Origin of the sequence: Actinoplanes sp. CA-051413, from assembly GCF_050955795.1 — a bacterium.
Classification (GTDB): domain Bacteria; phylum Actinomycetota; class Actinomycetes; order Mycobacteriales; family Micromonosporaceae; genus Actinoplanes.
This window is the reverse complement of record NZ_CP192100.1, coordinates 2,584,677-2,606,825: the sequence shown is the minus strand read 5'-3', so window position 1 is coordinate 2,606,825 and position 22,149 is coordinate 2,584,677. Positions and strand designations below refer to the sequence as shown.

General features: G+C 72.3%; 20 protein-coding genes. 17 read left to right on the top strand and 3 right to left on the bottom strand.

Translation table 11 applies throughout. The features are described from left to right. Positions 1 to 19: 19 nt before the first annotated feature. The 3 genes from ACQP2Y_RS12430 to ACQP2Y_RS12420 all read right to left on the bottom strand — a co-directional run bounded on the left by ACQP2Y_RS12430 (position 20) and on the right by ACQP2Y_RS12420 (position 1,655). Entirely contained in the window at positions 20 to 676 is a 657-nt protein-coding gene (locus ACQP2Y_RS12430) for an AfsR/SARP family transcriptional regulator (RefSeq protein ID WP_433727449.1), read from the bottom strand. 142 nt (positions 677 to 818) lie between these two features. Then, complete coding sequence (locus tag ACQP2Y_RS12425; protein ID WP_433727447.1) at positions 819 to 1,019, bottom strand: hypothetical protein; 201 nt, start codon at positions 1,017 to 1,019, stop codon at positions 819 to 821. Positions 1,020 to 1,091: 72 nt separating this feature from the next. Beyond that, positions 1,092 to 1,655, bottom strand: a complete 564-nt coding sequence (locus ACQP2Y_RS12420) for an eCIS core domain-containing protein (RefSeq protein WP_433727445.1) — start codon at positions 1,653 to 1,655, stop codon at positions 1,092 to 1,094. Positions 1,656 to 1,849: 194 nt separating this feature from the next. Here ACQP2Y_RS12420 and ACQP2Y_RS12415 point away from each other — a divergent pair, with 194 nt between their 5' ends. From ACQP2Y_RS12415 to ACQP2Y_RS12335, 17 genes are all read left to right on the top strand, one after another. Continuing rightward, positions 1,850 to 3,466, top strand: a complete 1,617-nt coding sequence (locus ACQP2Y_RS12415; RefSeq protein WP_433727443.1) for a phage tail sheath family protein — start codon at positions 1,850 to 1,852, stop codon at positions 3,464 to 3,466. A gap of 12 nt (positions 3,467 to 3,478) precedes the next feature. Continuing rightward, on the top strand, positions 3,479 to 4,015 hold the full coding sequence (locus ACQP2Y_RS12410) for a phage tail protein (protein ID WP_433727441.1): 537 nt from the start codon (positions 3,479 to 3,481) through the stop codon (positions 4,013 to 4,015). Between the two features lie 3 nt (positions 4,016 to 4,018). Next, on the top strand, positions 4,019 to 4,729 hold the full coding sequence (locus ACQP2Y_RS12405; protein ID WP_433727439.1) for a hypothetical protein: 711 nt from the start codon (positions 4,019 to 4,021) through the stop codon (positions 4,727 to 4,729). Continuing rightward, complete coding sequence (locus ACQP2Y_RS12400) at positions 4,729 to 5,562, top strand: hypothetical protein (protein WP_433727437.1); 834 nt, start codon at positions 4,729 to 4,731, stop codon at positions 5,560 to 5,562. Before ACQP2Y_RS12405 ends, ACQP2Y_RS12400 begins: the two co-directional genes overlap by 1 nt. Next, positions 5,559 to 6,779, top strand: a complete 1,221-nt coding sequence (locus ACQP2Y_RS12395) for a DUF4255 domain-containing protein (RefSeq protein ID WP_433727435.1) — start codon at positions 5,559 to 5,561, stop codon at positions 6,777 to 6,779. Before ACQP2Y_RS12400 ends, ACQP2Y_RS12395 begins: the two co-directional genes overlap by 4 nt. Continuing rightward, the gene (locus ACQP2Y_RS12390; protein WP_433727433.1) at positions 6,779 to 8,848 is read left to right on the top strand and encodes an ATP-binding protein; all 2,070 of its coding nucleotides are present in this window, start codon (positions 6,779 to 6,781) and stop codon (positions 8,846 to 8,848) included. Before ACQP2Y_RS12395 ends, ACQP2Y_RS12390 begins: the two co-directional genes overlap by 1 nt. Further along, on the top strand, positions 8,845 to 9,096 hold the full coding sequence (locus tag ACQP2Y_RS12385) for a hypothetical protein (RefSeq protein WP_433727431.1): 252 nt from the start codon (positions 8,845 to 8,847) through the stop codon (positions 9,094 to 9,096). The genes ACQP2Y_RS12390 and ACQP2Y_RS12385 overlap by 4 nt, the downstream gene beginning before the upstream one ends. 88 nt (positions 9,097 to 9,184) lie before the next feature. After that, positions 9,185 to 10,462, top strand: coding sequence for an eCIS core domain-containing protein (locus tag ACQP2Y_RS12380; RefSeq protein WP_433727429.1), 1,278 nt, complete (start codon positions 9,185 to 9,187; stop codon positions 10,460 to 10,462). Between the two features lie 31 nt (positions 10,463 to 10,493). Further along, positions 10,494 to 11,147, top strand: coding sequence for a hypothetical protein (locus tag ACQP2Y_RS12375; RefSeq protein WP_433727427.1), 654 nt, complete (start codon positions 10,494 to 10,496; stop codon positions 11,145 to 11,147). Positions 11,148 to 11,158: 11 nt separating this feature from the next. Further along, a complete protein-coding gene (locus ACQP2Y_RS12370; protein WP_433727425.1) occupies positions 11,159 to 11,494 on the top strand; it encodes a hypothetical protein in 336 nt (111 codons plus the stop codon). Next, positions 11,487 to 12,608: a hypothetical protein gene (locus ACQP2Y_RS12365; protein WP_433727423.1), complete on the top strand. Its 1,122-nt coding sequence runs from the start codon at positions 11,487 to 11,489 to the stop codon at positions 12,606 to 12,608. Before ACQP2Y_RS12370 ends, ACQP2Y_RS12365 begins: the two co-directional genes overlap by 8 nt. Then, positions 12,605 to 13,123, top strand: coding sequence for a phage baseplate assembly protein V (locus tag ACQP2Y_RS12360; RefSeq protein ID WP_433727421.1), 519 nt, complete (start codon positions 12,605 to 12,607; stop codon positions 13,121 to 13,123). Before ACQP2Y_RS12365 ends, ACQP2Y_RS12360 begins: the two co-directional genes overlap by 4 nt. Before the next feature lie 9 nt (positions 13,124 to 13,132). After that, complete coding sequence (locus tag ACQP2Y_RS12355; protein WP_433727419.1) at positions 13,133 to 13,450, top strand: hypothetical protein; 318 nt, start codon at positions 13,133 to 13,135, stop codon at positions 13,448 to 13,450. 5 nt (positions 13,451 to 13,455) lie between these two features. Continuing rightward, on the top strand, positions 13,456 to 13,833 hold the full coding sequence (locus tag ACQP2Y_RS12350) for a GPW/gp25 family protein (protein WP_433731917.1): 378 nt from the start codon (positions 13,456 to 13,458) through the stop codon (positions 13,831 to 13,833). Continuing rightward, positions 13,830 to 16,781 (top strand): putative baseplate assembly protein, encoded by a 2,952-nt coding sequence (locus ACQP2Y_RS12345; RefSeq protein ID WP_433727417.1) that lies wholly within the window; start codon positions 13,830 to 13,832, stop codon positions 16,779 to 16,781. Before ACQP2Y_RS12350 ends, ACQP2Y_RS12345 begins: the two co-directional genes overlap by 4 nt. Beyond that, on the top strand, positions 16,778 to 20,020 hold the full coding sequence (locus ACQP2Y_RS12340; protein WP_433727415.1) for a putative baseplate assembly protein: 3,243 nt from the start codon (positions 16,778 to 16,780) through the stop codon (positions 20,018 to 20,020). Before ACQP2Y_RS12345 ends, ACQP2Y_RS12340 begins: the two co-directional genes overlap by 4 nt. Next, the gene (locus ACQP2Y_RS12335) at positions 20,017 to 22,146 is read left to right on the top strand and encodes a hypothetical protein (RefSeq protein WP_433727413.1); all 2,130 of its coding nucleotides are present in this window, start codon (positions 20,017 to 20,019) and stop codon (positions 22,144 to 22,146) included. The genes ACQP2Y_RS12340 and ACQP2Y_RS12335 overlap by 4 nt, the downstream gene beginning before the upstream one ends. The last annotated feature ends 3 nt before the right edge of the window (positions 22,147 to 22,149 follow it).

Sequence of the window (22,149 nt, the reverse complement as noted above, 5' to 3'; positions counted from 1 at the left end):
CCGCTGACGGCGGCGCGGTCTACGCCTGCACGATGTCGGGCAGCAGATCGGCTGAGGGTTCCGCGCCGAGCTCGCGCCGTACCAGCTGCCGGTAGGCCTCGAAAGCGCGGCGACCCTCGATCCAGTTTCGCTCGGCCAGATGCACCTCGATGAGGGCCCGCTGCGCGCTCTCCCGCAGCGGTTCGACGTTCACGGCCATCAGCGCCGCGTCGACGGCCTCCGCGTAGCGACCGGCTTGCACGAGCTTCCGGCTCAGGGCCTCGAGGGCGTGCAACGCCTGCTGACGGATGCGCTCGCGCTCCATCAGCGCCCACTCCTCGTACCAGCCGGGCAGCAGGTCCAGGGCCTCCGGCAGCACGGCGGGCATGGCCAGGTCGGCGCCGGCCGCGGTGTGCCGGATCAGCCGATTCGCCCAGTCGCTCACCGCGTGGACGTCGACGCCCACCCGGTCGCCGAGGCGCAACGACCACTTGTCCGCGTCGATGAGGTCGATGCCGGCCAGCCGCAGGCGCCACAGCGCCGAGCGCAGGTTGCCGGACGCGCGCTCGTCGCCACCGACCGGCCACAGCGCTCCGGCCACGCACCGGCGCTCGACCCGGCGACGGCGGAGCGCGACGAACACCAGGAGCCGTTTCGAGCCCTCCGGCACCTCCTTGCGGCCCGTGCGCGTGGTCACGTACGGACCGCTGAACAGGTGCAGGACGGGCGCATCCGGAGAGCATGCGCCGATCGATGAACTCATCGCATTCGCAGCCACGACCTCACCTCCGCTCAGAGCCGTTGAGGCCGACCGTAACGGCCGCATCGTCACCGCGCTGTCACGAGCCGCTGTCTTCCCGGAACACCGTGATGACGTCGCGTATCAATTGCACTGCCTCATCCGCGTCGCCGGTGCGGAACAGTCGTTCTTCCGACGTTTGCCGGATGTCCGGATTGACGACGACCGTGATGGCCAGCCCCGACTTCCGTCGTTCGATGCGCATGACGCACACCGCGGCGGGTGATGGGTCATCCTTCATGCCGGTGAGCGTGTGCGCCGACTGTCACCGCACCGTCCCTGCCCAGCTCAGACCGCCGGTGAGAGACTCAGCTCAGGGCGCCGGCGGGAGCCCGGGGTCGAGGTCCGTCGACACGGCGGCCGACGCGGCCTCGACTTCGGACCGGTCGTCGGGCCGGCCCATGGCCAGATCACCGCCGGCGCGGCGTCCGGCCGCCGACTGCTGCACCACATGCACCAGTTCGTGCGTGAGAAGCCGGCGACCGACCGCCGAGACGGGGTCGTAGCGCCCGGCGGCGAAGACGACGTCGCGCCCGACCGTGTACGCGAACGAGTTCACGGCTCGCGCCGAGTGGGCGGCCGCGGCGTCGGTGTGTACCCGGACGCGGCTGAAGTCGTGACCGAACCGCGCACCCGCCGTCGTGGCGATGCGGGCGTCGAGCGCCTGGCCGGGCGAGGCGAGCACGTCATGGACCACGGGGGGCACGGACGCGACGGCCGGCCCGAACGCACCGCTGCGCTGCAGCTGCGACTCGTCGTCGTGCCCGCACGTCCCGGGCGGACAGCTCTGTCCTCCGCAGCGCATGAGCACCGGATCCGGCGACGCCGTGAACCTTCGCTCCGGCGCGCGCGCCATACCGACCGTTGCCTCGTGCATGTTCGTCTCCACGGTTGCTCCGATCGAGCCAGTCTCGGCCGCCGCCGTCACAGACGCGTCACGCCCGCCCGATGCCGCCCCGAAGCGTTGTCGCGGACCGGACAGCGGCCTCCTGACGCGCGTGACGCTGGGGTGACAGCACCGGCGCACGGTGAACGTCCGCCTCCATCGCGTCGCGGAAGGGAGACACGGCCATGCCCATCGCCCCTACGTTCCCGGGCGTCTATATCGACGAACTGCCGAGCGCGGTACGGACGATCGCCGGGGTGCCCACATCCATCGCCGCCTTTGTCGGCTGGGCCCCGCGCGGTCCCGACCACCCGGTGCACATCACGAGCTTCGCCGACTACCAACTCTCCTTCGGCGGCCTGCATCCCAAGAGCCCGATGAGCTACGCGGTCCTGCAGTTCTATCAGAACGGCGGAAGCGAAGCGGAGATCGTCCGGCTGGTCGGCGGCCCGGTCCCGGTGGGCGAGCCCCCGGTCGACACCGATCCGGCGGCGTCCACCATCACGTTGCCCGGGGCGACGGACGGCGACGACGTGGCGCTCCAAGCGCTGAGCCCGGGCGTCTGGGGCGATCGAATCCAGGTCCGCGTGGACTACGACACCAGAGACCTCGAACCGGCGGACAAGGATCGCGATCTGTACAACCTGTCGATCACCGACCCGGTCGTCGGCGTCGAGCGCTACCTCAACATCAGCACCGATTCCGACGACCCGCGCAGCCTCGACAAGGTGCTCGGATCGTCCCGGCTGGTCACCGTCACCGGCGGCGCCGAGGCACTGCCGGCCGCGCATGCCGCGGTCGACAGCGATGACGGCCCCAAGCCCGGCCAGGACCCGTTCGCCCCCGGCCACGACACCGATTGGTACAACACCGGAACCGGCGGCCTGGACGGCAATCCCGTCCTCGGCGGTCGGGACTACCTCGGCGGGGACGGCGACAGCTTCGAGCTCGACAAGTCCGGCCTGTACGCCCTGCTCAAGACCGACATCTTCAACATCCTCTGCCTGCCGGGCACGCAGGACCTCTCGGGCGTGCTCACCGCCGCGCTGACCCTGTGCCTGCAGGAACGCGCCATGCTGATCGTGGACCCGCCGTCGGGATGGACCAGCGTGGCGGACGCGACGGAGGCGCACACGCTCACCGGCGACGCCACCCGCAACGCGGCGATCTACTTCCCCCGGGTCATGTCGACCGACCCGCTGCAGGAGGACCGGGTGCGGGCCTTCCCGCCGTGCGGGGTGATGGCCGGCGTGTGGGCGAGGACCGACGTCCAGCGTGGCGTGTGGAAGGCGCCCGCGGGCACCGACGCGTCGCTCGGCGGTGTGACCGCTCTGGACATCGCGATGAACGACCTCGAGAACGGGCGTCTCAACCCGCTCGCGGTCAACTGCCTGCGGTCGTTCCCGGTGGTCGGCCCGGTCGCCTGGGGCGCGCGGACCATGCGCGGAGCGGACCGCCTCGGTGACCAGTGGAAGTACCTGCCCGTACGCCGGCTGGCCCTGTTCCTGGAGGAGTCCCTCTACCGCGGCACCCAGTGGGTGGTGTTCCAGCCGAACGACGAGCCGCTGTGGTCGTCGATCCGGCTCAACGTCGGCGCCTTCATGAACAGCCTCTTCCGCCAGGGCGCCTTCCAGGGCCGTACGCCGCGGGAGGCGTACCTGGTCAAGTGCGACGCCCAGAACAATCCCCAGAACGACATCGACCGCGGGATCGTAAACATCCTGGTGGGCTTCGCCCCGCTCAAACCCGCCGAGTTCGTGCTCATCCACATCCAGCAACTCGCCGGCCAGATTCAGGTCTAGGGGGCGACAGACATGCCACAGGTCAGCGTGCGGGGCCAGCGCCTCGACCCGTACAAGAACTTCCGGTTCCGGGTGAAGTTCAGCGACAGCACCGACTACATCGCCGGCGTCAGCAAGGTCTCCGGCTTCAAACGCACCACCGAGGTCATCAAGCACCGCTCCGGCGGTGATCCGGCCACCAGCTACAAATTGCCCGGGCGTACGGAGTACGACCCCATCCAGATGGAACGCGGGGTCGGCGCCCATCACATCTTCGAGGCCTGGGCCAACAAGACCTGGAGCTTCCGGAACGCGGCCGGCGGGCTGGAGGCCTCGCTGCAGGACTTCCGCCGCGACATCACCATCGACATGTTCGACGAGTCCGGTCAGAAGGTCCTGTCCTACCAGGTGTTCAACTGCTGGGTCTCGGAGTACCAGCCGCTGTCCGACTTCGATTCCAACGCCAACGCCGTCTCCATCCAGCACATCAAGCTGGAGAACGAGGGCTGGATCCGGGACATCGACGTGGTTCCCCCCTCGGATCTGCAGTTCGACGACCCGGTGGCGTGAGCCGTGGCCGCGATCACCGAAGGCGAGCTCCTGGCGGCGTGGGAGGCCGCGCTCGGCCGCCCGGCCGTCGCGCGGGCGCTCGCGCTGGCCGGCGCGGCCTGCCGGCGGGACCCGGCCGAGCTCTCGGATCTGCCCCTGGGCCGCCGCGATGCGCTGCTGCTGGATCTGCGGGAGCGCTGTTTCGGTCCGCAGCTGTCGTCGGAGACATCCTGCCCCCGCTGCGCGGAACGGCTGGAGTTGATGCTGGATGTCGCGGACATCCGCGTCCCGGTCGAGGAGGCGCCGGACGATCGGTGCCACGTCGAGGTGGCGGGCGTGGAGGTGGAGTTCCGCCTGCCGACGAGCGGCGATCTGCTGGCTCTCGGTTCCGCCGGGGGCGACGCCCGCCGCCGGCTGCTCGAAACGTGTGTCGTCGAACGGAGTGCGGGCAGCGAGGCGTTGAGCGACGAGATCCTCGCCGGCGTCGCCGCCCGGCTGCCGGTGGCCGACCCGCAGGCTGACGTCGTACTGAGCCTGGCCTGCTGGTCCTGCGGCCACGAGTGGGATGCGCCGTTCGACGTGGCGGCCTACCTGTGGATGGAGGTCGACGCGTACGCCCGCCGGCTGCTGTTCGATGTGCATTCCCTGGCCAGCGCCTACGGGTGGAGCGAAGCCGAGGTGCTGGCCGTCAGCCCGGCCCGCCGACGGTTCTACCTGGACGAGGTGGCAGCCTGATGAACGACTTCGTGAGCCGGCTTCTCTCCCGTGGCGACGGGCCGCCGCTGATCCGGCCGCTCCTGCCGTCGGTGTTCGAGCCGGGGCCGGCACTCGCCGACCATCCGGTCCCGCCGGGCGAATCGGCGGAGCGGGAGCCGGGCGCTTCGTCGCTGCCGTCATACGCCGGGTCGGCCCAGCCGCCCGTGCACGACCGCGCCGACCGGACGCAGCCGTCGACGCGCACGCCGGTGGAGATCACCGTCCCCGAAGCGCCGGCGCTGGAACCCGCTCGGCCGGATCCGGGACATCGGGCTGACGACGAGCACGATGTCGAAGGACCGGCGGACCACGGCTGCGAGCCGGTACGTTCCGGGCCGCCCAGTCCGGCCCGCCTCGTGGCGGCGACGCCGGAACAGCCACCCCGGCCGACACCGCCCCCGGCGCTGGAACAGCCATCCAAGCGGTCCCCGGTACCGGGCCCGCCGTACCGGACCGGACGGGCACGGGCACAACGGCACGGGTTCGCGCAGCCCAGCACCTTGCGCGCGGCGATCGCACTCACCACCCCGGTGCCGCCGGACGACCCGCCGCCGTCGCCGGCCAGCCACCCGGTACAGCCGTGGGCGGCCGAGCCGCCGACGCCGCTCGCCGTTCGCGACCTTCCCCGGGGACCGGCGCCCCGGCGGGGGAACCCGCCCGCGGAGCGGACCGTCACCGTCACGATCGGACGAGTCGAGCTGCGCGCCACGCCCGAGCGGGCCCCTGCTCCGAAGCGCCGGGAACCGCGCCGTCCCCCAGCGCCCAGCCTGCAGCAGTATCTGCGGGACCGCTCGGGCGGTGACCGGACATGAGCGACCCGCGTGCCATCGAGGCGGTGACGGAGACGCTGCGCAACCTCGTCGACATCGGGGTCAAGGAGGTCGAGGCCAGTGCCGTCGCGATCGCGCGGCCGCCCGACCGGGTCGGCGACACCGCCTTCGAGAAGCAGGTCAACCTCTTCCTCTACCAGGTCGCCGTGGACGGTGCCCTGCGTAACGAGCCCACCGGCGACCTGCTGCCCGGCGAGACCGGTGACCCGCCTCTCCCCCTGGTGCTGCACTACTTGCTCACCGCGCACGTCGCCGACGGCGACGACCTGCAGGCGCACGGGATACTGGGCGGGGCGCTGCGCATCCTGCACGAGCACGCGCGGCTGACCCGCGCCGAGCTGGCCCAGATCGCCCCCTACAGCGACATCGCCAACCAGGTGGAACGGGTCCGGATCACCTGGCAGCCGCACGACGAGAAGGACATCTACTCGCTGTGGTCGGTGTTCCAGGCGCCGTACCGGCTGTCCGCGGCGTTCGAGGCGCGAGTCGTGCTGATCGACAGCCGCCGCCGCGGCCGCGCGCCGCTGCCCGTGCTCAGGCGCGGCGAGCTGGACCGCGGACCGGTGGCGCTGGCCGATGCCGCTTCGCCGTTCCCCGCCCTGCGCGCGGCGATCGCTCCGAACGGCCAGCCGGCCGCGCGGCTCGGCGACGTCGTCACCCTGGAGGGGTCGCATCTGTCCGCGGCCGACGTGCGGGTCCGCCTCACCCATCCGTTGCTCGCCGAGCCCGTCGACGTGGTGGCGGCGGAGGTCGTCGAGGTCACCGACACGCGCGTGCGGTTCCGGGTCCCGACCGAGCCCGCGCTGCTGCCGTCCGGCGCCTGGCTGACCGCCGTCGTGCACGGCGACCCGACCTCCCGGGAGCTGCCGACCAACAGTGTCGGTGTGCTGCTCGCGCCGCGGATCACCAGCACGATGCCGATGACGGTCGCGCGCGACGCCGCCGGCACGGCCGTCGTGACACTCGACTGCGAGCCCGAGGCGCGGCCGGGGCAATCGGTGGCCCTGGTGCTCGGGGGCGAACCATGGCCGGCGGATCCGATCGTCGCGCCCGCCGGCACGCTGACGTTCCGGGTGCCCGACGCGCAGCCCGGCGTCCACGTCGTCCGGTTGCGGATCGCCGGGACGGACTCGCTGTGGTTCGACCCGGCCGCCACGCCGCCGGCACCCTTGGCCTCTCAGCAGCTGACGGTGACGTGATGAGCCGGCCGCTGTCCGACCACGCCGCCTGGGAGGCGGCCAACGGCGAGTTCCTCGCCGCGTCGCTGCATTGGCTGCGGCTCCTGCTGCTGGGCGCGCGGACTGCCGAGCCGCCGGACGGACCCCCGGTCGACCTGCCCGAGGTGCCCGGGTCGTGGAGGTCGAGGCGGCGGCAGAGCATGCCGTCCGTCGAGCCGCCGCTGCGCGCGCCGGCGCCGCCGGTCACCGCCGCGCAGATCGCCAACGCCGCCCAGGCGGTCACCGACGCCGAGCGGATGTCGCCGCCGCCCGCGTTGGTCACCCTGGCCGAGACCTTCGGGCTCACCCGCTTCGAACGCGACACGCTGCTGTTGTGCGCCGCGACCGAACTCGACCCCTCGCTCGGCGACCTGTGTGCCTCGGTCCAGGGCCAGAGCATGGCCTTCCCGACCTTCGCGCTGGCGCTGCGCGTACTACCCGATCCGGCGTGGTCGGTGCTGTCGCCGCAACGCGGCCTGCGCTACTGGCGACTGGTCGAGATCAATCAACACAGCGGCCAGACGCTTACGGCCAGCGGCCTGCGGGCCGACGAACGCATCGTCAACGTGATCAAGTGCCTCAACTACGTCGACGACCGCCTGGAACCGCTGCTCACCCCGCTCGACCCCGACCTCGACGCGGACTTACCCGCCTCGCACGAATCCGTACTCGCCCAGATGATCCGGCAGTGGCAGGCAGTCGACGGGCCGACCGCCGTCGTCCAGCTCGCCGGCGCCGACCGGGCCAGCAAGCAACTCGTCGCGGCGCACGCCGCCGCCCGCTGCGGACTGCTCGCCTACCGCCTGCCGGCGGCACTGCTACCGGCGGCCGCCACCGAGCTGGACAACCTCGCACGGCTGTGGCAGCGGGAATCGATGCTGCTGCCCATCGCGCTCTTCCTCGACGTCGAGGACGCCGGGCAGAACGGCGAGACGCGCCCGCCGGTGGCCCAGTTCCTGCAACGACTGCACTGCCCGACGTTGCTGGCCACCCGAGAGAGCTGGCCCGACGTCGGCTCGTACAGCACTGTCGTGGACGTGGCGCCGCCGACCACCGCCGAACGCGCCGCGGCGTGGCGGGCCGCGCTCGGCCCGGCGGCCGGCGAGCGGCAGGTGCTGTCCCTGGCGGCTCAGTTCGCGCTGGACGTGCCCTCGATCCGGGTCATCGCCGCCGGCGGCGGCACCGAGCGCGAGGTGTGGCGGGCGTGCAAGAGCCGTACCCGCCCGCAGCTGGACGCGCTGGCCCAGCGGCTGGAGCCCCGGGTGGACTGGGCCGATCTCGTTCTGCCCGGCGACGAGCTGCGCATGCTGCGGCAGATCGCCGAACAGGTCACGCACCGGCTCACCGTCTACGACACCTGGGGTTTCGGTGAACGGATCACCCGTGGCCTGGGCGTCAGCGCACTGTTCACCGGCCCGAGCGGCACCGGCAAGACGATGGCCGCCGAGGTGCTAGCCAACCACCTGGACCTCGACCTGTACCGGGTGGACCTGTCCGCGGTGGTCAGCAAGTACATCGGCGAGACGGAGAAGAACCTGCGCCGGTTGTTCGACGCCGCCGAGGGCGGTGGGGTGATCCTGTTCTTCGACGAGGCCGACGCGCTGTTCGGCAAACGCAACGAGGTGAAGGACGCGCACGACCGCTACGCCAACACGCAGACCAACGATCTGCTCCAGCGCATGGAGGCGTACAGCGGTCTGTCGATCCTCGCCACGAACATGCGCCGGGCCCTCGACGGCGCGTTCATCCGGCGGCTGCGGTTCATCGTGGAGTTCCCGTTCCCCGGACTCGCCGAGCGGCGCATCATCTGGCAGAGGGTGTTCCCGGACGCGTCGCCGCGCGACGATCTGGATTTCGACCGGCTGGCCGCGCTGCCGCTCGCCGGTGGCCCCGCTCGCAACGTCGCCCTGAACGCCGCGTTCCTCGCCTCGGCCGCTGGCACCGCGATCACCATGCCGGCGGTGCTGGCCGCGGCGCGCAGCGAGTTCCGCAAGCTCGAGCTGCCCATCCGGGAGCGCGACTTCGCCTGGTCTGAGGAGCGGGTGCCATGAGAGTCGAACTGCGCATCGACCGGCTCGTGCTCGACGACAAGGCCGTCTCCCGCGAACACGCCGACACCTTGCGCCGGGCCGTGGAGTTCGAGCTGTCGCGGCTGCTCGTCGCCGCGCCCTCGGCGAGCTGGCAGCGATCCCGCCGGATGCGGCGGGTCACCGGGCCGGACGTCGTCCGCGCGGGTGCCGCGGGCCTCGGCGCGGGCATCGCCCGATCGGTGTACGAGGCGGTGGGTCGTGCGGACTGAACTCGCCTCCGTGCGTACCCCGGCACGGACCCCGACGCGATCAACGGTCCCAGCGGCCGAGGCGCCCGGGCGACCTCTCGGCCCGGGCGTGCGAGCGCTGCTCGAGCCCCGCTTCGGCGCGGATTTCAGCCGCGTGCGGGTGCACGACGACAGCGCCGCCGGGCTGGCGGCCCAGCACCTGCATGCGCACGCGTTCACCGTGGGCGACGACGTCTACCTCGGTGCTCCGGCCGGCCTCGGGCTCCGCAGTATCGCGCACGAGCTCGCGCATGTCGTCCAGTACCGCAACGGAGGCATCGAGCCCGGCGCCGAGACGACGGCCCACGGTGCCGCGGCGGCCGTGCTGAGCGGGCACAGCGTGGATCCGGCCGCCCTGGGCGGACGCCCACCCGGCGTCGCTCGCGACGCCGACAGCACCGCGGGTCCGGCGCCCGGACTGCACCTCACCGTGGGTACTTTCGACGGATTCCCGGCCGGCGGCGCCGACCTCACGCCCACGCACCGGTCCACCGTGCGATTCCTCGCCTCTCTCATCACCACCTGGATCGGCACGGGCCCGGCGATGCCGTTCCGCGTAGTCGCGCGCGCGGGCGCCGGTGGACCAGACGCCGACCTGGCGGCCCGGCGCGCCCGCGCGGTGGCCGGCGCGTTGATCGAGGCCGGCGTGCCGGCGGCGGCGCTCGCGCTCGACCCGGCGGGGCCGTCCACCGGCGCCGCGCAGGTGGTGGTCGAGGCGCCGCGGTCCGGTCCGGCTGTCACACCGGTGCCGGACCTGCTCAGCGGAGCGGGCGCCGGGAGTCCCGCCACCGCGCGGACGAGACCGGACCCGCTGACCCCGACCCTCGCCGGCCGGCTCACCACGCCCACCACCGGACCGCCGGGCGACCGCCCACCGGACCGGATGCGGCCCGGGACCGTCGGCGACGTCATCGGTGCCGTGGTGAAAGTGCCGGCCGTCGCCGACCTGCTCGAGAGCCAGCGGTATCGGCTGCTCGAACGCACCACGACGGGCGAGAAGGTGGTCCTCGGCGCCGGCGTCGCCACGATGGCCGGCGTGGCCGTCGCCGGCCTCGCCCAGCTACCCGAGTTCGGCCGGCTGGCGCGCGAGAAGGTCGACGGGCTCGCCGTCCCGCTGGCACTGCTCGCCGACCGGGACTTCCGGATACCGATCCCCGGCACGGCCCGCTCGGTCGGATTCGACATGCGGTCGCTGGGCTCGGTGCCGAACGACATCCTGCGGGCCACCACGGTGCAGTTCCGCACGCTCGCGCCGAGCGAGCTGCGGGCACCGGCCGGCACCGTCGACCTCGGTTTCTCCCTGTCGGTGGACCTCGCCAAGCTGCCGGCCGCGAAGGCCCTGAGATGAGCAGGGCCGCCGATCGCGAGGAGGTGACGACATGACCGGCTTCCCGGCCGCCGCACCCGTGGTCCGCGGTGGGTTCGTGCTGCTGGATCCGACGTTCGGCCGGCCGGTGCGGACCATCCCATTCCAGTTCAACCCCGACACGTTGACGCGCACCTTGGAGCCGCAGGGCATCGGCAACGAGCCCGGCGACCGCCTGGAGGCGCTGCGCCTCAAGGGCCCGCCGCACGAGTCGTTCAAGTTCGACGCCGAGTTCGACGCCACCGATCAGCTGGACCGTCCCGCCGAACACCCGCGGGAGGCGGCGAACGGCGTGGCCCCGGTGCTGTCCGCGCTGGAGGCGAGCATCTACCCCACCGTCGACCAGCTGATCGCCGAGAACGACCTGGCCGGTCGCGGCATGATCGAGATCGCGGCCGTGGAGGCGCCGCTCATGGTGCTGGTGCTCGGGGCCCGGCGGGTCGTACCCGTCCGCCTCACCGAGCTCAGCGTGACCGAGGAGGCCTTCGACACCTCCCTCGACCCGATCCGGGCGAAGGTCAGCATCGGCGTACGGGTGCTCACCGTCGACGACGTCGGCTACCGGCACAAGGGCGGCCAGCTGTACCTGCAGTACCACCGGCAGAAGCAGCAGTTCGCCGCGCTCGTCACCAACACCGTGGCCGATCTCGGCCTCACCACGATCTGAGGTGGTCAGTGATGTTCTCGGTCGCCAGCCGTTACCAGCCGGTTCCCACCGCCACCTACGAGCTGCCCGGCGGGCGCACCGTCGTCTACGTGCGGCGCCGGCTGCTGCCCCGGCCCGAGGAGCTCACCACCATCGGCGTGCACATCGTCGGCCCGGCCGAGCACAACCGGCTGGATCTTGTCGCCGCGGTGGAGTTGGACGACCCCCAGCAGTGGTGGCAGCTCGCCGACGCCAACCGGGCCACGGACCCCGATGACCTGACCACACCCGCGGGCCGGGTGCTGCGGATCACCCTGCCCGCCGGTCTGCCGAGCGGGGGCGGCCTGTTCGGGGTGCCCCATGGCTAGCAGCGTGCAGCTGATGCTGCTGATCGGCAAAGTGCTCGCGGCGCCGGCGCCGCAGGAGCTGATGGACGCGGTCCGATCCGTCCAGGTGACGTCGGCCGCCGGGCAGCGCAGCGGGTTCCAGGTGACCTTCGCGGTCAGCAAGCGGTCGGTCGTCACCCAGGCGCTCCTGCCGTCCGGCCTGCTCGACCCGCCGACCCGGGTCGTGATCGCCGTCGTCGTCGGCGGCACCCTGGACGTGCTCATGGACGGCGTGGTCACCCGGCACGACGTGGCCCCGGGCGAATCCCCCGGGTCCTCGACGCTGACCGTCACGGGCGAGGACCTGACCGTGCTGATGGACGTCGAGGACGTACGCCAGTGCTATCCCGCGATGCCGCTCAACGTACGCGTCCTGCGGATCCTGTTGAAGTACGCGCACTACGGGATCATCCCGGCGCCCGTTCCGGCGGTCATCTTCAGCGTGAAGACGCCGATCGAGGAGATCCCGATCCAGTCGGGCACCGACCTGGACTACATCAAGGCGCTGGCATCGGAGGCCGGCTACACCTTCCACCTGATCCCCGGTCCGGTGCCGAACGTGAGCACCGCCTACTGGGGTCCGCAGGTTCGGGCCGGTCTTGTGCAGCCCGCCCTGACCGTGGACAGCGGCGCGGCCACGAACGTGGAATCGCTGACGTTCAGCTTCGACGGCCTGTCGCGCGCCGAGTACACGGTCCAGATCACCGAGCCGACCACCAAGATCAGCTTTTCGGTGCCGCTGCCCAACGTGTCGTTGTTGCGCCCGCCGCTCGCCGTCCGGCCGGCCATCGCACTCAAGAGGCAACCGCTGCCCAACCAGAGCGGCCGCGCGGTGACGGACATCCTGCTGCGCGGGCTCAGCAAGACGGCCCAGTCCTCCGACGCCGTCACCGGGCAGGGCAAGCTCGACGTGCTGCGCTACGGCCACATCCTGAAGTCCCGGAACCTGGTGGGCGTGCGCGGCGCGGGACTGGCCTACGACGGCCTCTATTACGTCTCCAGCGTCACCCACGACATCAAACGCGGTGAGTACAAGCAGAGCTTCAGCCTGACCAGGGACGGGTTCGTCCCCTTCTCCGACCGGGTGATGACATGACCGCCGACGCGAAGAAGTTCTCCGGTCCGTACAAGGGTGTCGTCGTCTCCAACATCGACCCCTTGAAGCTCAACCGCCTGCAGGTACGCGTCGACGACGTACTGGGCTCCGACCCGTGCATCTGGGCCACCCCGCACACGGCGCTGGCCGGCATGCACGTGGTGCCGATCGTCCAGTCGGGCGTGTGGATCGTGTTCCAGGACGACGACATCGACCGGGCGGTGTGGACTGGTTTCTGGCGCGGCGGCACCCTCGAGGCCCCGCAGGTCAGCGAGACCGTCCCGCCCGGCGTGCCGCAGGTGGTGATCGGCACGCCGACGCAGAACTACCTGCTGATCACCGATGCGCCCGGCCCCACCGGTGGCATCCAGATTCAGCTGCACGGGCCCAGCGGGCCGTACATCAAGATCAACGAGGCCGGGATCGAGCTCTCCTGCGGCCCCGGGCTGGCCACCATCCGGCTCGCCGGCACGTCCGTCGACATCAACAACGGCGGCCTGACCGTCCTCAAGTAGGGAGCGACCATGCCCGGCTTCGTCCTCACCACCACGGCGGTCATGACCTGCCCGCACGGCGGGAAGGTCACCATCGTCCCGGCCGGCGCCCGTACGGTGGCCGGCGGACCGATCGCGACGGTGGCCGCCGTGCTCACCGTGGCCGGCTGCGGCTTCACCACGCCCTGCGTCACGGTGAAGTGGGCCAACGTCTCGGCTCGGGTGCAGGTGGACGGCCAGGCCGTCCTGTTGCAAGCCACGCCCAACGGCCCGGGCGGCGGGTTGTGTGCGCCAACACCGGCACCGCCGATCGTCGCCGCCACGCAGGCACGTGTGGTCGGGTCGTGAGCGCGATGCCGGTCACCAGGATGGACATCGGCTTCCCGTTCCACGTCGACGCCCGCGGACGGTCCGGCACCGCCGACTACGCCGCCCATGTCATCGAGATGATCGAGCAACTGCTGTTCACGTCCCGCGGTGAGCGGGTCAACCGGCCCGACTTCGGCTGTGGCCTGCTCGACATGGTGTTCGAACCGAACAGCTTCGCGGTGGCGGCGGTGCTGCAGGCCGACGCGCAGGCCCAGCTGGAGCTGTGGCTCGGCGACGTCATCGCCCTCGAGTCGCTGACCGTGACCGCCGACGACGCCACGCTGCGGGTCGACGTGCAGTACGTGCTGCGGGCGACCGGCGAGCGCCGGATCGACACGATCGACGGCGGGGTGGGCCGATGAGCACCACGGTGAGCTGCTCCGACGATCGGCGCCGCGCGGCCGCCCGGTCCGCCGGCAGCAACGGCATCGACAGCATCGACGTCGGCGCCGATCAGCTGACCCTGACGGTCCGGCTCTTCGCCGAGCCACCGGCCGACCTCGAGCCGGCCAACTTCCGCATCGACGGCGGCCGCCGAGTCACCGGCATCCGCGTGGAGGCCGTCGCCGACTGCGACGGCGCGGACCCGGTTTGCGTGCGGCTCACCGTGGACCGCCACGGCGACCGGTCCACGTACCGGCTCTGCGTGGTCGAGAGAGGCGCCCACGGGCGGCCCGGCACCCGCCCGCATCCCGCCTTCGACCCGCGCTACTCCTGCCAGGACTTCACGTTCAAGCAGAACTGCGCCGCCTTGCAGGACTGCGCCGCGGTCTGCAGCTGCCCCTCCCGCGCCTACGTCGAGCCCGAGATCGACTATCTCGCCAAGGACTACGACAGCTTCCGCCGGCTGCTGCTCGACCGGATGAGCCTGACGACTCCGCGATGGATCGAACGGCACGTGCCCGATCTGGGGACCGCCCTGGTCGAACTCCTCGCCTACGAGGGTGACCGGCTGAGCTACCGGCAGGATGCCACCGCCCCGGAGGCCTACTTCGAGACCGCGCGCCGTCGCGTCTCGATCCGCCGGCATGCGCGGCTGGTGGACTATGCCGTGCACGACGGCTGCGCGGCCCGGGCCTGGGTCTGTCTGGAGACGACCGAGGAGGTCACGCTGCCGGCGGGCGGTTTCCGGTTCGCCTCCCTCCCGCCCACCTCCGCCGTCCAGAGCGGCACCGCGCTCGCCCAGGATCTGGATCGGCCGGACCTGCCCGCGTACGAGGTGTTCGAGCCGGTGACCGTCGAGGACGTGGCGGTGCATCCGGGCCACAGCCGGATCAGCCTGTGGACGTGGGGCGACGGCGAGTGCTGCCTCCCCTCCGGCGCCACGGCGGCGACGCTGGTGGACGGCCCGCCCCAACCGGAGCAGCCGGACGCGTCCGAGCGGAAAGGCGGCGGGGACGACACCCGGGTGCTGCATCTGCGCCCCGGCGACGTCCTGATCTTCGCCGAGGCCACCGGGCCGCGGACCGGGGTGCCCGGCGACGCCGATTCGACCCACAGCCAGGCCGTACGCCTGACGTCGGTGACACCGGCCCGGGACGACCTCTACCGGCAACCCCTGCTGGAGGTCTCCTGGTCACGCGAGGACGCGCTCTCGTTCCCGCTGTGCGTCACCGCGCGCGGCGGCCCCCGCTGCGAGGACCTCGAGGTGGGTGTCGCGTTCGGCAACGTCGTGCTCGTCGAGCACGGCCGCAGCCTGGACTGGTGCGGCGGGTCCACAGAGACGCACGAACAGCCGGTCCTGCGGCAGGAGCTGAGCTGCCCGGATCCACCGGAGTTCGGCTGCGCTTCCGACGGCTCGGCGGTACCCGGCCCGGCCTACCCGCCCATCGAAGCGAGGTTCCGTCCCGCCTTGCGGCGCGGACCGGTCACCCAGCGGGCGCCGTTCCCCGCGCCTGCGACCGTGGCCCGCGCACAGGCCGAGCAGTTGCGCGGCGCGCCGGAACGGGCCCGCGCCCGGCTCACCGCGTGGTGGTCGCGGGTCCGGCACGGCGGCGAGCTCAGTGACGCGAATCTGGCCTATCTCGACCTGTTGTTCGGCCCGCGGCTCGTGCGCCGGCTGCAGGCCCGCGAACACCCGGAGTCCGCACTGGCCGTGCTGCTGGCCCGCTTCGACGACCTGCTCGCCGCCAAGACGGCCCGGCTGGCCGAACTGGTGCGCCGGGCCCGCACGGGTTACCTGCTGGACGCCTCGGACGAGGGCTGGGAGATCGCACAGGCCTGGGGCGATGCCGAGGCACGCGACGTCGCCCCCGGCCGGTCGCTGTTCCGGGGACCGGCCGGGGCCGCCCTGCGGCCGGACCCGCGCGCGGCCCTGCCGGCCCTGCGCGTCACCGTGCCCGCCGGCGACGACGCCCTCGCCGGCCCGGGCGGGAAACTCACGTGGCGGCCGCGCCGGGATCTGCTGAGCAGCGGACCCGACGATCGCCACGTCGTCGGGGAGGTGAACGACGACGGCGTTCTGACGCTGCGGTTCGGCGACGGGCGCGCCGGGGCCGCGCTCCCCAGCGGACGCCCGATCGAGGTGGCCTACCGCGTCGGCAACGGCAGCGCCGGGAACCTCGGCCGCGGCGCCATCAACACCGTCGTGTTCTGCGGCACCCGCACGGGCGGGATCAGCCGGGTCTTCAATCCACTACCGGCGTCGGGCGGTGTCGATCCCGAACCGGTCGCGGACGTTCGCCGGCGCGCCCCGCACGAGCTGAGCCACCGGCTGCTGCGGGCGATCACCCCGGCGGACTACGCCGCGATCGCCGCCGAGGTGCCCGGCATCCAACGCGCGGCTGCGGACCTGCGGTGGGTCGGAAGCTGGTACGAGGTCCAGGTGGCCGTCGACCCGGTCGACGCCGACACCGCACCGGACTGGCTGCTCGCCGCCGTACGCGAGGCCCTGCACCCCGTCCAGCGCATCGGGCATGACGTGTCGGTCCGCTCGGCCGTCCTCGTCCCCCTCGACCTGGCGCTGCGCGTTCGGGTGGAGCCGGACTTCGTCGCCGGCCACGTGGCCCGGTCGCTGACCGGCGTGTTCGGCGAGGGCCGGCTTCCCGACGGCCGACTCGGCCTCTTCCATCCCGACAACCTGAGCTTCGGTACCCCGGTCCGCGTCAGTCAGCTGGTCGCCGCCGCCGCGGCGACGCCCGGGGTCCGCCACGTGGAGGTCACCCGGCTGCAGCCGCTGTTCGGGCCGGCCGGCACCGCCCTCGAGGACGGGCTGCTGCGCATCGGGCCCCTCGAGGTGCCCCAACTGGCCGCCGACCCGGCCCGGCCCGAGTACGGACTGCTCACGCTCGACATGGAAGGTGGCCGATGATCGAGAAACTGTGCGGATGCTGCGCCGGCACCCAGACCGTGACTCCGGCCGACACGACCAACCCGCCGGGCCGGGCCGCGCTGAGCCGCCGCGTCGGCACCCAGGCCCGGTTCCTGGAGTCCATGCTCGCCCGCATCTCGGCCCACGACGCCCTCGGCCTGACGACCCGCGACACCGACGACTTCGCGATCGCACTGCTGGACGGCTGGGCGATGGTGGCCGACGTGCTCACGTTCTATCAGGAGCGGGTCGCGAACGAGGGCTACCTGCGCACCGCCACCGAGCCGGAGTCACTGGCCGAGCTGGGCCGCCTGCTGGGCTATCGGCTCCGGCCGGCCCTCGCGGCCAGCACGTTCCTCGCCTACACCCTTGACCCGGGTGCCCGTACGACGATCCCCGCGGGCTCCCAGGCGCGCAGCGTGCCGGCACAGGGCGAGCTCCCCCAAGCCTTCGAGACCACCGACGCCTTCGAGGCCCGCGCGGAGTGGAACACGCTCGCGGTCCGGCGGACCAGGCCACCGGCGATCGACGCGATCACCGTCGATGCCGATCTGACCGAGCTGACCGTGGCCGGGACGACGGCGAACCTGAAGCCGGCCGACCGATTGTTGTTCCTGTTCGGATCGGCGACCGCGCCGGCTACCCGGATCGTCGGCGAGGCCCGCCCCGACTTCCCCGCCGGGAGCACGGTCGTGACGCTTGTCGCGTTCGGACCGGACATCGGGCCGCTCGCCCAGTCCCTGCAGCGACTGATCAAGGCGGTCGACGAGGCGCGGGGCGCCCAGCCACCGTCGCGGGCGGCCACGGGCGCGGCCGCCGTCCTGGCCGAACTGGCGTTCGACCTGGCCGACGCTCAGGTGGAGAGCGGCGTGAACCAGGTGCCCCGAGCCGAGGTGCGCGAGGCGGTGCGAGGTCTGCGCGAGGAGACGGCCATCGCCCGCCGGCGGGCCCGGCCCGAGGTCGTGCGCTGGTTCGACGAGAAGGTCGGCGCGGTGATCGGGGACAGCATGAGGGTCCTGACGTTGGTCGCGGCGGCGCTGCGTACCGAAGCGCCGGAGCTGGCCGATGTCCGGGACCAGACGCTCGCCCGCGCCTCGCGGGGGTCCTCACCCCCTGGCCCGGACAGCGCGGCGGCCGCGCTGGTGGGGCTCACGCCGATGCTGGCGGCGCTGCGCAAGCCGCCGTCGCGCCCGCCGGCCGCGGCGCGGTACCTATCGTCGCAGGTGCCGGAGCTATTCGCCGCCGACTCCGACGTCCACCCCCGGCTGCTGGCGGTGGCCGATCCCCGGTTGGAGGCGCTCTACCGGGCCTGGGGCAACGCCAAGATCGCGCCGCCCGTGCCGCTGTCCGGACTGCAGGTGATGCGGGTCAAGGCACGCATGTTCCTCGGCGGACTGACCTCGCCGCCGGGCCCTCAGCTGTTGGAGCCGGGGCCCGCGGGCTCGGCGATACTGCCGCTGGACGCAGTGTACGACGGCATCGTGGCGGGCAGCTGGGTGATCGTCGAGGAGGTCGACAACCCCGACCCGCTGATCCGCCAGGTGACCGCGGTGAACCAGCAGACCGTCCCGCAGACCGTCGGATCGCGCGAAACCATCACCACTGTCGACGTGCCGATCACCGTGCTGACCCTCGCAGGCGACATCGGGGCCCTGACGCCCGAACTCGTCACGGTGTACGCGCAGGGCGAGCCCTTGCAGGTTCTCGGCGATCCGCTGAGGGACGACATCGGCGGCGGCACGATCGAGCTGGACCGGGCCTACGACGGGCTGCGCCCGGGCCGGTGGCTGATCGTCTCCGGTGAGCGGACCGACGTCCCCCTGACCAGCGGGGTGGCGGCGAGCGAGCTCACCATGATCGCGGGAGTGCGGCAGCGCGTCGACCCGGACGAGCCGGGCGACACGGTGCACGCCACTCTGGTGCTGGCGAACGAACTGGCCTACACCTACCGGCGCGACACGGCGCTGCTGTACGGCAACGTCACCGCCGCCACGCAGGGCGAGACCCGCACCGAGGTGCTCGGCAGCGGCGACGCCGGCACCACCGACCAGGTCTTCACGCTGCGCCAGGTGACCCCGACCACGCCGCTGACCTGGTTGCCGGCGGACAATCCGCTCGGCGCCGACGACGCGCTGACCGTCCGGGTGAACGGGGTCCGCTGGCACGAGGTCGAGACCTTGACGTGGTCCCGCCACACCGACCACGACTACGTCCAGACCAGCGGCCCGGACGCGACGGCCGCGGTCGCCTTCGGCGACGGCACCCGGGGCGCACGGCTGCCCACCGGGCAGGAGAACGTCACGGCGGAGTACCGCGTCGGGGCGGGCCGGTCGGGCAATCTGGTCAGCGATCAGATCAGCCAGCTGGCTAGCCGGCCCCTGGGCGTCAGTGGGGTCACCAACCCGTTGCCGTCGACCGGGGGCGCGGACGGCGACCAGCCGGCCGACTCCCGCGAGCTCATCCCGCTGCGTGTCCTCGCCCTGGACCGGCTGTTGTCCACCCAGGACTACCAGGATTTCACCAGGGCCCGGGTCGGCATCGGCAAGGCGAGCGCCCGGCGGCTGTACGACGGCGCCCGCGAAGTCGTACACGTGACGATCGCCGGCATGGACGACGTACCGATCGATCCGACGTCCGCACTGTTCACGGCACTGCAGTCGGCGTTGGCCGACTCCGGGGACCCGCACCTGCCGGTCGAGGCGGCCGTCCGCGACCTGGTGCTGATCGTGCTGTCCGCCGGAGTGCGGGTCGACCCCGACCACTCCTGGACGCTGGTCGAGCCCGCCGTACGCGCCGCGGTGCTGAGCGAGCTGGGCTTCGCCAACCGGGAGCTGGGCGAACCGGCCTATCTCAGCCGGGTGGTGGCGGCCATGCAGCACGTACCCGGCGTGGACTATGTGGACGTCGACGTGTTCGCCGGCATCGCCGGCAGTTCCACACCGGCGGAACTGGCCGCCGTCACCGCGGCATTGAGCGGCGCCGCGGCCTGCGTCCCGGCGCGACCAACGCGTTTCGACGAGCTGCGCCACGAGATCACGGACCCCCTCGAGACGCTGACGTCGGTCGCCGGCAGTCACGGGCTCAGCGTCGACGATCTGGTCCGGCTGAACCCGCAACTCGACAGCCCGGTGCTGAGCGTGGGCGGGCGCCTGACCGTCTTCCGGGGGATCCGGCCCGCCCAGTTGGCGCTGTTGTCCCCCGACGTACCCGAGACACTCATCCTTCGGAGTATCCCGTGACCGGTGAACCGGACCGCCTCTACCGGCTGCTGCCGCGCATCTATCAGGTCCGCGACGAGGAGCGTGGCGGACCGCTGCGCGCGCTGCTGGCCGTCGTCACCGAACAGGCCGACCTGGTCGAGGCCGACATCGCCCAGCTCTACGACGACTGGTTCATCGAGACGTGCCAGGACTGGGTGGTGCCCTACCTGGCCGAGCTCGTCGGGTACCGGTTGCTGCACGGCTCCGGCGAGGCTCTCGCCGCCGGCACCGACCAGGCGCGCCTGCTGCTGGCGCAGTCGGCGCCGCGCCGCGACGTAGCGAACACGGTCGGCAATCGCCGGCGCAAGGGCGCCCTCGCGCTGCTGGAACAACTCGCCGCCGACGTCGCGGGCTGGCCGGCCCGGGCGGTGGAGTTCCGCCGGCTGCTGGGCGTGACCCAGACCATACGCCTCTACGGCGGTGATCCTCGGGCGGACGCCAGGCGACGCCGTCGCGGCCGGCTGGCCGACGTGCGGTCGGTCGACGCCCTGGACCGTCTCGACGGCCCGTTCGACACGCTCGCGCACACCGTCGAGGTCGCCCGGATCTCCGCCGCCCGCCCGGGCAGGTACAACATCCCCGAGGTCGGCTTGTACCTGTGGCGGCTCAAGCCCTACCGGATCTCGAGTGCGCCCGCGTTCTGCATCGACCGGGACCGGGCGAACTTCACCTTCAGCATCCTGTCCAACGACACTCCCCTGGTCGCCCGGCCGGTCGAGGAGCCGTCGCCCACGCACGTCGCCGACGAGACGAACGTGCCGGCGTTCATCCGCCGGCGGGCCTTCACCGACCGCATGGCGCACTATTACGGGCCGGGCAAGAGTCTGTGCATCTGGCTGGACGGCGATCAGCCGGTCCCGCTGGCGCGGATCGTCTCCGCCGACCTGTCGGACTGGCGCTACACCGTCGGCCGGGGCCAGGTCGCGGTCGACCCCGTCCTCGGCCGGATCTCATTCCCCAACCGGGCGGCCCCAGAGACCGGTGTCTGGGTCACCTACCACCACGGCTTCTCGGCGGACATCGGCGGCGGCGAATACCCGCGACCGGTCGCCGCGGCGGACCCGGGCGATCCGGTTCCGCTGCGAGTGGGTCCGGGACAGACCTACCAACGGATCATGGACGCCGTCCGGCACTGGCGGGACAACCGGGCGCAGGAGTCGGCCGATCGTGACGCGGCGGTCATCGAGATCGTCGGCAGCGACGCCTACCAGGAGCAGATCGAGATCAGAATGGACCTCGGTGACCGGCTGACCATCCGGGCGGCCGAGGGCAGCCGACCGGTGCTGCGCCTGCTGGACTGGTACAGCAACCGTCCGGACGCACTGCGGGTCACCGGCACCGGTCAGGGCAGCGGGCCGGCGCCGCGGATCACCCTCGACGGGCTCCTCGTGACCGGCCGCAGCATCCAGGTCCAAGGCCCGGTCGCCGGCGTGGTGATCCGGCACTGCACCCTGGTGCCGGGCTGGTCGCTCGACCTCGGCTGCCGGCCGGAGCATGCGGAGGAGCCCAGCCTGGAGTTCTTCGACACCCCAGCCTGCGTCCAGGTGGAGCACAGCATCCTCGGCACGATCCTGGTCAACGCCGGCGACGAGCAGGCCGAGCCGAACCGGATCTACCTATCGGACAGCATCCTCGACGGCGCCGGCGTGGACGCGTTCACCGGGCCGGACGACCGGCATGCGTACGCGGTGTTCAATGCCCGCCGCTGCACGGTGTTCGGCGCCGTCCGCAGCCACGGCGCCGGCCTGGTGGAGAACTGCATACTCGGCGGCCCGGTCCGGATCGCCCGGCGTCAGTCCGGCTGCGTACGGTTCTGCTGGTTGCAGCCGGGCTCCCGGACGCCACCGCGGTTCCATTGCGAACCGGAACTGTCCGGCGAGCCGGAACGGGTGCTGCCCCGGTACACCAGCACCCGGTACGGCACACCCGGCTACGCCCAACTCGACCTCGCCTGTGCACCGGAGATCCGGCGCGGCGCCGAGGACGGTTCCGAGCTCGGCGCCTTCCATGACCTGTTCCAGCCGCAGCGCGAGGACAACCTGCGCCTGCGGCTCGCGGAATACACACCGGCCGGCAGCGATGCCGGGCTCATCTTCGTCACCTGAGGG

Coding starts and splice junctions, on each gene's coding strand:
- ACQP2Y_RS12425 (WP_433727447.1), bottom strand. CDS start 1,019: ATGAAGGATGACCCATCACCCGCCGCGGTGTGCGTCATGCGCATCGAA.
- ACQP2Y_RS12420 (WP_433727445.1), bottom strand. CDS start 1,655: ATGCACGAGGCAACGGTCGGTATGGCGCGCGCGCCGGAGCGAAGGTTC.
- ACQP2Y_RS12415 (WP_433727443.1), top strand. CDS start 1,850: ATGCCCATCGCCCCTACGTTCCCGGGCGTCTATATCGACGAACTGCCG.
- ACQP2Y_RS12410 (WP_433727441.1), top strand. CDS start 3,479: ATGCCACAGGTCAGCGTGCGGGGCCAGCGCCTCGACCCGTACAAGAAC.
- ACQP2Y_RS12400 (WP_433727437.1), top strand. CDS start 4,729: ATGAACGACTTCGTGAGCCGGCTTCTCTCCCGTGGCGACGGGCCGCCG.
- ACQP2Y_RS12395 (WP_433727435.1), top strand. CDS start 5,559: ATGAGCGACCCGCGTGCCATCGAGGCGGTGACGGAGACGCTGCGCAAC.
- ACQP2Y_RS12390 (WP_433727433.1), top strand. CDS start 6,779: ATGAGCCGGCCGCTGTCCGACCACGCCGCCTGGGAGGCGGCCAACGGC.
- ACQP2Y_RS12385 (WP_433727431.1), top strand. CDS start 8,845: ATGAGAGTCGAACTGCGCATCGACCGGCTCGTGCTCGACGACAAGGCC.
- ACQP2Y_RS12375 (WP_433727427.1), top strand. CDS start 10,494: ATGACCGGCTTCCCGGCCGCCGCACCCGTGGTCCGCGGTGGGTTCGTG.
- ACQP2Y_RS12370 (WP_433727425.1), top strand. CDS start 11,159: ATGTTCTCGGTCGCCAGCCGTTACCAGCCGGTTCCCACCGCCACCTAC.
- ACQP2Y_RS12365 (WP_433727423.1), top strand. CDS start 11,487: ATGGCTAGCAGCGTGCAGCTGATGCTGCTGATCGGCAAAGTGCTCGCG.
- ACQP2Y_RS12360 (WP_433727421.1), top strand. CDS start 12,605: ATGACCGCCGACGCGAAGAAGTTCTCCGGTCCGTACAAGGGTGTCGTC.
- ACQP2Y_RS12355 (WP_433727419.1), top strand. CDS start 13,133: ATGCCCGGCTTCGTCCTCACCACCACGGCGGTCATGACCTGCCCGCAC.
- ACQP2Y_RS12350 (WP_433731917.1), top strand. CDS start 13,456: ATGCCGGTCACCAGGATGGACATCGGCTTCCCGTTCCACGTCGACGCC.
- ACQP2Y_RS12345 (WP_433727417.1), top strand. CDS start 13,830: ATGAGCACCACGGTGAGCTGCTCCGACGATCGGCGCCGCGCGGCCGCC.
- ACQP2Y_RS12340 (WP_433727415.1), top strand. CDS start 16,778: ATGATCGAGAAACTGTGCGGATGCTGCGCCGGCACCCAGACCGTGACT.